Annotated in this window: 7 protein-coding genes; 3 read left to right on the forward strand and 4 right to left on the reverse strand. The window is 64.0% G+C overall.

The features are described 5' to 3' along the window. Positions 1 to 10: 10 nt before the first annotated feature. The 3 genes from JVX91_RS17240 (at position 11) to JVX91_RS17250 (ending at position 9,078) form a co-directional block, all read left to right on the forward strand. Positions 11 to 7,039: a DUF4347 domain-containing protein gene (locus JVX91_RS17240; protein ID WP_240201610.1), complete on the forward strand. Its 7,029-nt coding sequence runs from the start codon at positions 11 to 13 to the stop codon at positions 7,037 to 7,039. Positions 7,040 to 7,101: 62 nt separating this feature from the next. Then, the gene (locus tag JVX91_RS17245) at positions 7,102 to 8,589 is read left to right on the forward strand and encodes a TolC family protein (RefSeq protein ID WP_205335413.1); all 1,488 of its coding nucleotides are present in this window, start codon (positions 7,102 to 7,104) and stop codon (positions 8,587 to 8,589) included. Between the two features lie 93 nt (positions 8,590 to 8,682). Next, complete coding sequence (locus JVX91_RS17250) at positions 8,683 to 9,078, forward strand: DUF4280 domain-containing protein (RefSeq protein WP_205335414.1); 396 nt, start codon at positions 8,683 to 8,685, stop codon at positions 9,076 to 9,078. Between the two features lie 9 nt (positions 9,079 to 9,087). On the opposite strand, the gene JVX91_RS17255 is transcribed toward JVX91_RS17250, so the two are convergent. From JVX91_RS17255 to JVX91_RS17270, 4 genes are all read right to left on the reverse strand, one after another. Continuing rightward, a complete protein-coding gene (locus JVX91_RS17255) occupies positions 9,088 to 10,119 on the reverse strand; it encodes a hypothetical protein (RefSeq protein ID WP_205335415.1) in 1,032 nt (343 codons plus the stop codon). Between the two features lie 62 nt (positions 10,120 to 10,181). Next, on the reverse strand, positions 10,182 to 10,715 hold the full coding sequence (locus JVX91_RS17260; protein WP_205335416.1) for a toxin-antitoxin system YwqK family antitoxin: 534 nt from the start codon (positions 10,713 to 10,715) through the stop codon (positions 10,182 to 10,184). A gap of 10 nt (positions 10,716 to 10,725) precedes the next feature. After that, a complete protein-coding gene (tssI, locus tag JVX91_RS17265) occupies positions 10,726 to 12,732 on the reverse strand; it encodes a type VI secretion system tip protein VgrG (protein WP_205335417.1) in 2,007 nt (668 codons plus the stop codon). A 90-nt stretch (positions 12,733 to 12,822) separates the two neighbouring features. Beyond that, positions 12,823 to 13,527 (reverse strand): hypothetical protein, encoded by a 705-nt coding sequence (locus JVX91_RS17270; protein ID WP_205335418.1) that lies wholly within the window; start codon positions 13,525 to 13,527, stop codon positions 12,823 to 12,825. Positions 13,528 to 13,538 lie beyond the last annotated feature (11 nt).

The following is a 13,538-nucleotide window of genomic DNA, read 5'->3' on the forward strand; positions in this document are numbered from 1 at the left end:
CGAAGCCAGGATGATGTTCGACGGCGCGGTTGCCGCCACCGTCGCCGATGCGGCCGCCAGCCAGAGCGTCGATCATCCCGCCGGCAAGGACAGCACGCCCACCGATCAACCTTCCCACGACAGCCTTGCCGCTGCTCCCGCCGCCACCAGCGATCAACGCCATGAAGTGGTGTTCGTCGACAGCAAGGTCGCCAACTACCAGCAACTGGTCGCCAACCTGAAACCGGGCACCGAAGTGGTGGTGCTCGACGGCAACAAGGACGGCCTGCAGCAGATCGCCCAATACCTCAATGGCCGCAGTGGCATCGACGCCATCCATATCCTCAGCCACGGCGAAGAGGGCGAGGTACACCTGGGCAGCACCGTACTCAGCGCCGACAACCTGGCCAGCAAGGCCGCGGAGCTGTCCGCCATCGGCGACAGCCTGGACGCCGACGGCGATATCCTCATCTACGGTTGCGACGTGGCCAAGGGCTCTGGCGACGTGCTGTTGCAGCAATTGTCGGCACTCACCCGCGCCGACGTGGCGGCATCCACCGACCGCACCGGCGCCGCCGCGCTGGGCGGCAACTGGACGCTGGAAGCCCACACCGGCAGCATCGAGACGCAGCGTCCCTGGGCTTCCGACAGCGGGCCCGACTATGCCGACCTGCTGGCGCTGCCCTCGGCGACCCAGTCATTGAGCAACACCTACTGGACCAACAACACCGGCGGCAACACGGTGGATGGTTTCACCCTCAGCGAATCCACGGGGGCTACCCGGGCAAGCTCGCCGAACTCGATCTACTACAGCACGAGTCCCGCGCTCGACGGGGACAACAACTATTACTACCAGCTGACCTGGACCGCGGATAACGTCGACCTCGGCAAGTTCGACCTGGACGGCATGGTGATCCAGAGCTTCGGCGGCCACTACCGGCTGGATTTCAGTGCGGTTTCCGGGGGCGTCACAGTCACCCAGTCCTTTGAGTACCAGGGGGCGCAGGGCCCGCTGACTATCAATATCGATAGCGCGCAGTTCAACGACATCAGCGCCTTCACCGTGCGGGTCACCAACCTTTCCGGCAGCACGTCGGTTGCCAACATCGACCTGCAGCAGGTCATCCTGACTGACCTCAAGGGGCCCAATGCCGACCCGGTGCTGGGCGGGCTCAACGGCAAGACCACGAGCTACACCGAGGGCAGCGCCGACACGCTGATCGATGCGGGGGGCACGGCCACGGTGAGCGACAGCGACTCGGCGAACTTCGATGGCGGCCAGTTGCTCGTGTCCATCTCCTCCGGCAGAAGCACACTGGAGGATGTCCTGGGCATCCGCAACCAAGGCACCGGTGCAGGCCAGATAGCCGTGGCCGGCTCCAACGTCCTCTATGGTGGCGTGGTCATCGGTACCTACACCGGCGGCACCTACAACAACGACCTGGTGGTCACCTTCAACTCCAGCGCCACCGCCGCAGCAGCGCAGGCGCTGGTACGCAACCTGATCTACCGGAACACCAATGGATTCAACCCGTCTGAAGCACTGCGCACCATCAGCGTGAGCATTTCCGACGGCGACGGCGGCACCAGCGTGTCCTCCAACGTGACGCTCACCCTGGTCGCCACCAACGATGCCCCCATACTGTCGCCGGCCAACAGCGTGGTCAGCTACACCGAGAAGGGCGCCGACGCAGTGCTCAATTCCGGCCTGATGCTGGCGGATGATGGCAACAGCTTCCTCAAGGCCACGGTCACGATCAGCGACGTGCGCAGCGGCGATATCCTGAACATCGGCAATCTGAACGGATTCTCCGCCACCTACAATGGCGCCACCGGCGTCCTGACGATCACGGGTTCCGGCAATGCGGCGGCGCTCCAGGCCACGCTGCGCTCGGTGAGTTTCTCTTCCCTTTCGAACGACCCGACCTTGGGCGGCACCGACACTTCCCGGCAAATCACCTTCGTCGTCACCGACAGCAGCGGCGCCGATTCCAATGTCGCCAGCACCCAGGTGTCGATCGCCGCGGTGAACGATGCGCCGACCCTGTCGGGCGGACCCTACACCTGGACCGGTACCAGCGAAGATCTGACCTCGCAGGTAAGGACGGTCGGCAACCTGCTGGCCGGCCTGAGCTACGCCGATGCCGACGGCCCCGACAGCGGCATCGCCCTGACGGCCACCAGCGGCAACGGCACTTGGCAGTACTCCACCGACGGCGCGACCTGGACCGACATCGGTGCGGTATCCAATACCAGTGCGCTGCTGCTGTCTTTCACTACCCAGTTGCGCTACGTGCCGGATGGGCGCAATGGCGAAGCCGCGACGCTGAGCTTCCGCGCCTGGGATACCAGCCTCGGCAACGCGTCCACCACTGGTACGCGCAGTACCGCCGATACCACCACCAACGGAGGCACCACGGCGTTCTCGACCGGGACCGCGCAGGCGTCGATTCAGGTCAGCAATGTCAACGATGCGCCGGTACTGATCCCGATCGCGCCGACCCTGAACGGGCTCACCGACGGCGACATCAACAACGTCGGCCAGGCGGTTTCCAGCTTCATCACTGGCCATGTCAGCGATGTGGACAGCGGGGCGATGCAAGGCATCGCCCTCACCGATCTGAACTCGGGCCTCGGCACCTGGCAGTACAGCGTGGACGGTGGCGCCAGCTGGCAGAATGTGGGAGGGGTCTCCGCCGCCAATGCGTTGCTGCTGCGCAGCAGCGACCGGGTGCGCTTCCTGCCCGATGGCGTCAATGGCACCACGGCCAGCTTCACTTTCAAAGCCTGGGACCAGAGCGGTACCACTGCCGGCCAGCAGGGCTTCAAGGTGGACGCCTCCAGCACCGGCGGCGCCACGCCGTTCTCCGTGGCCAGCGATACCGCCAGCGTCACCGTCACCGCCATCAACGACGCGCCGAGCGTGACCGGCAGCTCCGGCAGCACGTCGTGGGTCGAGGGTAACAACGTTGACTCCACGCCCGTGGTCATCGACTCCGGCCTGACCATCACCGATGCGGACGGTCCGTACCTGGCCGGGGCCAAGGTGACCGTGACCAATTTCCATATCGGCGAGGACCAGCTGGTATTCACCGGCAATGCCGCGACCATGGGCAACATCACCGGCAGCTGGGATGCCTCCCTCGGCGTGCTCTACCTGAACTCGGCCGGCAACCAGGCGACCCTGGCGCAGTGGCAGGCGGCATTGAGTTCGGTCGCCTACCTCAACCTGTCGGATACCCCGACCACCGCGACCCGGAGTATCGAATTCCAGGTTACCGACGGCGGCGGCCTGAGTTCGTCGCCGGTGACTCGCAACGTCACCATCACGGCGGTCGACGACTCGCCGATCATCTCCGCGACGCCGAGCACCCAGGTCGTCGAAGACGTTGCTACGGTGATCAGCCAGATTGTCATCAATGATAGCGACTCCTACAACGGCACCGTGACGCTGAGCGTAGGGTCCGGCACCCTGAGTGCGATCTCGGGCGGCGGCGTGACCGTGGGTGGAACCTCCACCGCGCTGACCCTGACCGGCAGCCTCAGCGCCATCAACCTCTTCATCGCCGCCCACCGGGTGACATACACCACGGCGGCCAACGCCACGAGCGACGTGACCCTGAATATCAGCGTCGACAGCGGGAGCGTCTCCACGGCCAGCACCAGCATGCTCCTAGTGGTCACCCCGGTGAACGATGCGCCGGTTGCCAGCGTGCCCGGCTCGATCCTGGTCACCGAGGACGTCGCCAGCAGCCTGACCGGCATCAGCTTCAGCGACGTCGATGCCGGCAGTGGCGTGGTGATTGCCAGCTTCTCGGTGCCCAACGGCACCCTCAGTGCCAGCAGCGGTGGCGGCGTCACTGTGCTCAACTCCGGGACCGCCGCACTGACGTTGTCCGGCAGCCTGAGCGATATCAACACCTTCATCGCCAGTGGAAACCTGCACTTCCTGACGGCGCGTGACGCGACCAGCAATGTCACCCTGACGGTGACGATCAACGACAACGGCAATTCCGGTGGCGGCGCGCTGACCGACAGCAAGACGGTGACGCTCAATGTGGTGCAGGTGAACGACGCACCGGTGAATTCCGTGCCGGGCAGCCAGACTGTCCTGCAGAACGGCACGCTGGTGTTCAGCACCGGCCAGGGCAATCTCATCTCGATCAGCGACGTGGACGCCAGCGGCAATTCGCTGTCGGTGACCCTGACGGCCAGCAACGGGCTTGTCTCGCTGGGCAGTACCAGCGGCCTGACGTTCACCGTTGGCAGCGGTTTCGCCGATGGCTTGATGACCTTCACGGGGAGCCTTGCCGACATCAATGCCGCACTCAATGGCATGACGTTCCAACCGACCCCTGGCTACCACGGCGGCGCATCGCTGCAGATCGTCAGCAACGACCAGGGCGCAAGCGGTACGGGTGGGGCAAAGAGCGACAGCGACGTCATCCTGATTACCATCGAGCAGCCCAACCCGCGCATCGTCGGCGTCAGTGCCGGCAACCCGGATGGCAGCTACAAGGTGGGCGACCAGATCCTGGTGCTTGTCCAGTTCGACCAGTCGGTCTTCGTCAATCTCAATGGTGGCGTTCCCAGCCTGTTGCTGGAAACCGGCCTGGTCGATCGCAATGCGATCTATGTGAGTGGCTCGGGCACCAACACCCTGACGTTCCTCTACACCGTGCAGGCTGGAGACGTCAGCGCCGACCTGGATTTCCAGAGCACGACCGCCCTGCAGCTCAACGGCTCGGCGCTGGCCAACGCCGCCAGCGACCCGGCGATCCTGACGTTGCCGGCCGTGGGCAGCGCGGACTCCCTCGGTGGCCGCAGCGATATCGTGATCGACGGCGTCGCGCCGACGGTTACCAGTGTCGGCGTGCCGTCTAACGGCAGCTACGTGGCGGGACAGAACCTCGACTTCACGGTGAACTTCAGCGAGAACGTCGTCGTCGACACCAGCGGCGGCACGCCGCGCATCGCCGTGACCCTCGACAGCGGCGGCACCGTCTTCGCCCAGTACCTCAGTGGCAGCGGCACCAGCGCCCTGGTGTTCCGACTGGTGGTGGCCAATGGTCATCTGGATACCAACGGTATCGGCCTCGGTTCGTCCATCCAGGCCAACGGCGGCACCTTGCGCGACGGCGTCGGCAACGCCATCAATGGCCAACTGAACAGCGTGGCGAGCACGTCCGGCGTGCTGGTCGATGCCGTGGCGCCCACGGTCAGCAGCGTCAACGTGCCGGTCGGCGTTCCCTACAACGCCGGCGATACCCTGACCTTCGTGGTCAATGCCAGCGAAGCGGTGGTGGTCAATGGTGTGCCGCGGCTGGCCCTGGACATCGGCGGCACCACGGTATTCGCCGATTACGTCGCCGGCTCCGGCAGCTCGACGCTGGTGTTCCAGTACACCATCCAGGCCGGCGATAACGACGCCGATGGCATCAGCGTGACCGGCCTCTCCGCCAACGGCGCCACCCTGCGCGATGCGGCCGGCAACGGCATGGACCTGACGCTGAACAACGTCGGCTCCACCAGCAGCGTCATCGTGGATACCGTGGCACCGACGCCCAGCGCCATCGTCACGCTCGACCCTTCCCCGAGCAATGCCGGCAGCGTGCGCTACACCGTGACCTTCAGCGAAGACGTGAATGGCGTCGACCTCAGTGACTTCGCGCTGGTCGGCACCGGCACCGCGTCGGGCAGCCTGACCGGTCTGCAGCAGATCGACGCGCGTACCTACCAGGTCACCATCAGCGGCGTGTCGGGCACCGGCACCCTGGGCCTGAACCTCAACGGCAGCGCAACCGGCATTGTCGACGGGGCGGGCAATCCCATCAGCGGGGGCCTGACGGGCGCGGTGTACGCCATCGACCGCGATGCGCCGACCGTCACCGCCGTCAGTGTGCCGCCGAACGCGCTGCACAAGGCCGGCGACACCCTCGAATTCGTGGTGCAGACCAGCGAGGCCGTGCTGGTGGATGGCTCGCCGAAACTGGCCATCGACATGGGCGGGCGCACCGTGTTCGCCGACTACGTCAGCGGCTCGGGCGGCACCAGTCTGGTGTTCCGCTACACCGTGCAGGCCGGCGACAACGATGGCGACGGCATCCAGGTCGTGGGGATTTCCAGCAATGGCGGATCCCTGCACGACGCGACCGGCAATGCCCTGAATCCGTCCCTGAATGGCGTCGGTGACAGCCATGGCGTGCTGGTGGATACGCGCGCTCCCACGGCCACTGGCGCGGTGCGCCTGGACCCGTCGCCCACCGGCGCGAATACCCTGGGCTTCCTGGTGACCTTCGACGAGGACGTCAGCGGTGTCGACGCCGGCGATTTCTCCCTGGTGACCAGCAATTCCGCCAGCGGCAGCATCCTCTCCGTGGTCCAGCTGGATGCGCGCATCTACCGTGTGACCGTCGGCGGCGTGAGCGGGCAGGGCAGCCTCGGCCTGACGGTCAATGCCGGCGGCATCCGCGACGCAGCCGGCAACGCCCTGGGCAGTTCCCTGCGCGGCGACAGCTACGTGATCGGCTCGCTCTCCGACGGCGATCCCGAGTTCCGCATCACCACGCCGCCCGTACCGCCGATGCCGTCACAGACACCGTTGCAGCCCAACGTGCCGGTGGTGGTCACGCCGCAAGGCACCTCGCCGGTGATCCCGTCGTCGCTGTTCCAGCCTGACGGTTCGGGCGGCTTGCCGCCGCTGGGCGACATCTTCATCCAGAACGGCGCACCGTCGCAGAGCTTCATCGCCCAGGTGTTCGGCAATGCCTCGTTCGGCGATGGCAGCGCCCATGGTTTCCTCGGTTTCGGCGGTGGCGATGGGGGGGTATTCGGCAGCAGCACGCTGTCGGGCATCTTCGATCGCGACGGCTTTGACGAGAACACACCGCTCAAGGCCTTCGACCGCCGCAGCGGCGATATCGACCAGGGCATCCGCGGCGTCTTCGGCGCGCCGAGCCTGGCGCAGCAGCTGGAGCAGATCAACGAGTCCGAGCAACAACCATTGCGTGAGCTGGCCTGGGCGCTGGGGCAGGTAGCCCAAGGCCGCGACGCTTCCTGAACACCACATTGCCAAATAGAACAAGTAGAAGAACGAAGCCGTAACGAGGGGGACGGCCAGGGATGAAAAAACACACGACCATGCTAGGGATCAGCTTGTTGGCGCTCGCCGTCAGTGGCTGCGCCGTGACCACGCAACCGATCGATCGCAGCGTCAGCGAGCAACGCGCCCGCGACGACCTGCAGGCGATGTTCAAGGATCAGGAGCCGCTCAGCGGAGCGCTGACCCTGCACGAGGCCATGGCCCGGGCAGTGAAATACAACCTCGAGTCGCGCCTGAAAGTGATGGAAGAAGCGCTGTCGCGCCGGCAGCTCGACCTCGCCACCTTCGACATGCTGCCGCGCATGGCGCTGGAAGCGGGTTACGCCGGGCGCAACAACCAGAGCGCCTCCAGCAGCCAGAGCGTACTGACCAACACCCAGTCGCTGGAACCCTCTACCTCGCAGGACCGTGACCGCGACGTCGCCGACCTGACCATGGTGTGGAACGTGCTGGACTTCGGCGTCAGCTACGTCAGCGCCAAGCAGCAGGCCGACCAGCGCCTGATCGTCCAGGAGCGCCGCCGCAAGGTCGTGCAGACGATCATCCAGGACGTGCGCTCGGCCTACTGGCGCGCGGTTGCCGCGCAGCGCCTGCTGGACCGCATCGACAGCCTGATGGCGCGGGTCGACAGCGCGCGCAAGGACAGCCAGCAGATGAGCCAGCAGCGCATCGGCGATCCGGTCCAGGCGCTGGGCTACCAGCGTGCGTTGATCGAGGCCAGCCGCCAGCTGGAAGAGCAGCGCCGCGCGCTGTCCCTGGCCAAGACCGAACTGGCCACGCTGATCAACCTGCCGCTGGGCACCGAACTGACCCTGGCCGCGCCGGAAGGCTACGACGTGCCCGAGCTGAAAGTGGGCATCGAGCAGCTGGAGCAGCAGGCCCTGGCCAGCCGCCCGGAGCTGCGCGAGCAGGATTACCAGGCGCGCATCAGCGCCGCGGAAACCCGCAAGGCTATGCTGCGCCTGCTGCCGGGCCTGGAGTTCTCCGCCGGTGGGCACTACGACTCCAACAGCTTCCTGGTCAACAACCGCTGGGCCGACTACGGCGTGAAGGTCACCTGGAACCTGTTCAACGTCCTCTCTGCTCCGGCGGCCATCGACGTTGCCAAGGCCGGCGAGAACGTCAACGTGGCGCGTCGCCAGGCCATGTCCATGGCTGTTCTGGCACAGCTCTACGTGGCCAACGCCAACTACAACGAGGCGCGCCGCCAGTTCGTCACCACCCAGGAGCTGGCCAGCCTGGACAACCAGATCGTCGGCCAGCTGCGCAATCGCCGCCAGGCACAGGGCATCGGTGATCTGGATCTGATCCAGGGCGAGCTGAATGCACTGCAGGCGGACCTGCGTCGTGACCTGGCCTATGCCGAACTGCGCAACAGCTATGGCCAGGTGTTCGCCTCGGCCGGTGTCGATCCGCTGCCGGCCAACGCGGCCGATACCAAGCTGGCAACGCTGGCCAATGGTTTGGCCGAGAAGGAGCGTCAGCTCGACAGCGGCAACGTGCAGTAACGCGCCTCTGACGCGCCAGGAGCCGCACGCTCCTGGCGCGGCGATGGACGCCATGGCGGGCAGTGCGGGCCACTCAACAGGGGTGACAGGTCGATGGGATGTCCTCAGGTTTGCAGTGGCGCCACCCTGCAGTGCAGCTTCGGCCTGGCACCTTCGGTGCTCAACGTCCTGCCGCTCAACCGCACACTGACCGCAGGCATGCCGGCGGCCAATCTCCAGGATCACATTCCGCTGGTGAACATCCTGCCCTTCGGCATGTGCAGCAGCCCGGCCAATCCCACCGTGGCGGCGGCTACCGCCGCGGCGCTCGGCGTGCTCACGCCGATGCCGTGCATACCGGCCACAGCCTCCCCGTGGATTCCCGGCGGACCGCCCACCCTGCTGCTGGGCGGTATGCCGGCGCTGGACGCCAACGGCACCTTGATGTGCAACTGGGCGGGTGTGATCAAGACCGTGATGCCGGGCCAGATGCAGATGCTGATTCCCTGATCCGACGCGTCACCACTTTTCGAAGATCAGGGCGATGCAGAAGAGTGCCTTCTGCGTCAGCACTTCTTGTATGAGATGGAGCAACGCCGCGTCGGAGTCGATTGCGTCCAGGTTGTACTTTGCGTTGGCATTCCTGCCATGGTTGAAGTACGCGTTGAGATACAGCTCGATGATTTTCATCATGTGGTTGACGACCTTGCGAGCTTCGCTCAGATCATTGGTACCGGTCACCGCGTCGGTGCATAGGTATTCGGCGGCGCTTCTCAGACCTGAGGCGTTTTTCACGCACTCGTGGTAGTGGGGAATGACCTGGCCCTTCCAGTTGTAGTGCTTTTTCTCGATGTTGAGGTTGGCGTAACTGGCGTAATCGATCACCCCATACTTGAGCAGCTCATTGACCAGGATGCCGATGGGCAGCATGACGAACGAGCGGATGACCTCCGCCCCGAGCGTGATGCCGAGTACCTTGCCCATGAGTTCCATGAACTGCGCATCCCATTTCGACTGCTCGTCGCCATAGAACTTCCCTTTCAGCAGCCGGCGCACTTCTCGCGCCATCTCGATCTGGCCACCTTGCCCGTTGTCCCAGAAGTAATCGATGTTGAGGCGAATCGTTTCGATGATTTCCTCGTAGGAGCCGTGCGCCAGGGACTTGGCTCTGGAAACCAGCTTGATGTCGATGTTGTTCAGCCCGTGCTGGGTGCGCATGATGCTGTACGACACGTTCCAGCGGGGCACGATGAGGGTGATGTTCGAGTTGGCGAACACGCCTTTTGCTAGGAGGGACTGCAGGGCGAAGAAGTCGCCGGCCGAGTTGATCTGAATGGCGCGCTCGGCCGGGATGATGATGTTCGAGCCGGGGATCGTCGACTCATCGGAGATGAGTTTCGAATAGCCGGGAAAGTCCGCCGCCAGTTTCAGGAAATCTATCCGCTGGATCGTCGCGGCCTGCAGCCATTTCAAGATCTCCCGGCAGTTGACCCGATAAGTTCCATGGCTGTTCTGCAGGATAAGAATTTCCCCTTCGAGCGTGAAAAACATCGGGGTGCTCCTTAGCGGCTGTCGTGGTGGATTGCGGAGGAAAGGCCGGCGTTCGCCGTGGTTCAGGCATCACTGCCGCTGAACCACCAACGCAGGCGGGACATTGGCTTGCCGTCAGGCTCCAGTGGGCGGCCGTCCTCGGCATAGGTGGAGGGCGCGTCAAGTGCGGCACCCTTGGCGTAGTGCGCCTCGTGCGCCAACTGCCCGTTGCCGTGGAAGCGCCGGTAAGGCCCTTCCTGCACGCCGTCACGGTAGAAGCACTGCTCCGCCAGCGAACCGTCGGGGAAGTAAGTACTGGCCTCGCCATGCACCAGTCCGTCGCGGTACATCACCTTGCGCTGCAGGGCGCCATCGGCAGCGTAGAAGCGTGCCTCGCCGTGCAGGCGTCCGCGCACATAAGGCATGAGCGCGCCGACCTTGCCGTTGGGATGGAAGAGGCTGCTGCAACCGTGCAGCTCGCCACCCTGATACAAGAGATTGGCCTGCGGGCGGCCGTGCTCGGCGATGCGCAACGGGCCTTCCAGCGCGCCGTCCTGCAGGCGTCCCTGCAGGGTGCTGTCGCCGCGCTTGAGGTCCAGGGTGCCACTGTTGGCCATGTCGTCGTCCTCAGTTGACCTTCACCAGGCCGCCCTTGATGGTCAGCATGCCGCCGCCGTCCACCGTCTGCTCGGCGCTGGCCTTGTTGGTCAGGCTCACCCCGGCATCATTGGTCAGCGTGGTGCCGGCCTTGTTGGTGAGCGACGTGCCGGCCTCGTTGGTCAGCGATGTGCCGGCCTTGCTGGTCACCGAAGTCCCGGCCTGGGCGGCGAGATCGGCGTCGGTCTTCAGGGTCAGGCTGCCGCCACTCTGCAGGGCGAGGGTGCCGCTGACCTTGATGGTGAGGTTGCCGTCCACGGTCAGCTCGAAGTTGCCGCTGACCTTGTGGCTGTAGTTGCCGCCGGTACTGTGGGTCTGGTCGGCGCCCACCGTTACTGTGCGGCTGTCCTTCACATCCAGCGTGTCGCTGCCGGTCTGGATGGTGACGCTGCGCTTGCCCTTTTCCAGGGTGATGGTTTCGTCGCCTTCCTTCACGGTGCGGGTGCGCGCGTTCTGCACCGTGAGCGTCTCGTCGTGACCGATGGTGGCGGTGCTGTCGTTGAGCACGTTGACCTTCATGTCCTTCTGCGCCTGCAGGAAGACTTCCTCGGCATCCTTCTTGTCCTCGAAGCGCAGCTCGTTGAAGCCGCCGCCGCCCTTGGACGAATTGGTCTTGATGCCGGACTGTGTCTGGTTCTCCGGCAGCGCGTAGGGTAGGGCGTTGTCGCCGTTGTAGACGCAGCCGGTGACCAGCGGACGGTCCGGGTCGCCATCGATGAAAGTGACGATCACTTCCTGGCCGATGCGCGGGATGAACTGCATGCCAAAGCCCTTGCCGCTCCAGGGCAGCACCACGCGCACCCAGCAGGACGAGGTCTCGTCGTTCTTGCCCTGCTGGTCCCAGGGGAACTGGATCTTGATGCGGCCGTACTGGTCGGTCCAGATTTCCTCGCCGCTCTTGCCGACGACCAGCGCTGTCTGGGTATGCATGCGCGGCTTGGGCGTGGCGCGCCGCGGGTGGTAGTTGGTGGCTTTGGGAATGGCCTCGAAGCGGTTGCGGTAGTGCTCGTGGTCGGCTTCATGGGTCACCGACGTCACCAGCCAGTCGATATTGAGCGATGCGTCGTCGTGGCCACTGAGGGTGAACCAGTGCCCCGGCACCAGCCAGCGGCAGTCGCTCTCGCCAATGAAACGCTTTTCCTGGCTGCGCAATTCGTCCACCCGCTGCTTGGAAAGCGAATCCCCGCGCGCCTTGGCGGTGTAACCACCCGGATGCTCATACATCGCGCGCGGCCCGGCCACCGCTTCGGCCTGGCTGTAGAGCGAGGTGGTGGGCGTGGTGAATTCGTAATCCGTGGCGCTGTACACCCCGGCAACCGCCTGCAGGCACAACTGCCCGGAGCGCACGCCGTGCAGCTCCCGCACGCCGATCTCCTGGCCCAGATAGGGCACGGTCGGCCCGTTGGGAATCTGCGGGAAGGCATCGTTGCTGTCACCCAGCACCAGGGTGTGCTTGCCGTCTTCATGGGTGAAGAACCAGAAGATGCCTTCCTCCTCCAGCAGCCGCGAAACGAAGGCGAAGTCGCTTTCGCCGTACTGCACGCAATACTCACGTGGCTCGTAGCTGCCGGTCAGCGACAGCTTGAAGTCGGTGAAGCCGTGGGTCTTGAAGATCGTGGTGACGATGTCGCTGGTGGCGAGGTTCTGGAAGACGCGGTTGTTGCTGGCCAGGGTCAGCCACCAGAGCCAGGGCTGGAGGATGAGTTGATAACGGTCAGCGGTGGCGTCAGCGGGGAGCTGGCGGATTTCGGCGATCAGGGCATCGAGGGGGCGTTGCTCGGAGTCGTTTCGGAGGGTGGTGGTGAGGTGTGTGGCGATCGCGCCTTGCAGTGCGAGGGAGCTATCGCAGGTTCCCTCCAGGCCCATCTGGGCTAAACCGTTCAACGCCTCCAGCCCGGACAGGCTCTGCGGATATAGGTCAGTCAGTGCCGGTGCAGTGAGGGCAAGGCTGGTGGTGGTGTCGTTCGCGCGGGGCATTGGCAGCCTCAATGGTCAAGGGCTGTGACGTGAGGCTGAAGAGTTGCCTCATGAACTATTCGTGAAACCGTGACTTGCCTATTGCGTGGCTCAGGGGAGCCACAGATAGAAATCCGCCTTGCGCCCGTGGTCAAGATTAGGGTCCACGACTCGGGAAAGATTGTTCAAGATGGAGTCCATTTCGGAGGGAGACTGGGGCTTGAAGGCAAACTTGGTGACTTTCATCGGGTTGGGCAGAGAAATCTTTTTCGATGATGTTGAAAACAGAAAGTCACCGGCGGCTTGGCGTTTGCTGATATCGGACAGATCCTTAAGTTTCTCTATGAACGTTGGAATGGTGTAGATATTCTGATCGGTGCTCAGCCAGCTCTTTACCGAGTACTTCTCCTGCCACGCCTGAATGATTTCTACTTCCTCCCCGCTCGTTGTACTTCTTATCCCAATAAACGTATGAGTGTTGCCGACAGTTATGCGAAACAGCCCGTTAGGGTTTTTGTCCAGCGTCTCCTGGATGAATGCTATGGCCTCGGTGGAGGTGGATAGCTGAGTGGCGTATCTGAGGAAGTAGTTAGCAAGTTCCCCACAGTTGCCAAGGTCCTTTGCCGAAAAAACATCTCTGAGTTTCTGCTTCGTGCTGTCAGGGAGTTTCGCGAACTCCAGTCTATTTGCAGGAGCGTCAAAGTCGAAGGTGGGTTTATTCATGCACCAATCTATATAAATCGGTTCATCTCCGAGATAGAACGGTTCATCGAATCCCTTGCTTTTCAGCGTTTTCCCCCATTTTCCTAACGGCATGATCAATCATC

The organism is Pseudomonas sp. PDNC002 (assembly GCF_016919445.1).
In the GTDB taxonomy this organism is placed as follows: domain Bacteria; phylum Pseudomonadota; class Gammaproteobacteria; order Pseudomonadales; family Pseudomonadaceae; genus Pseudomonas.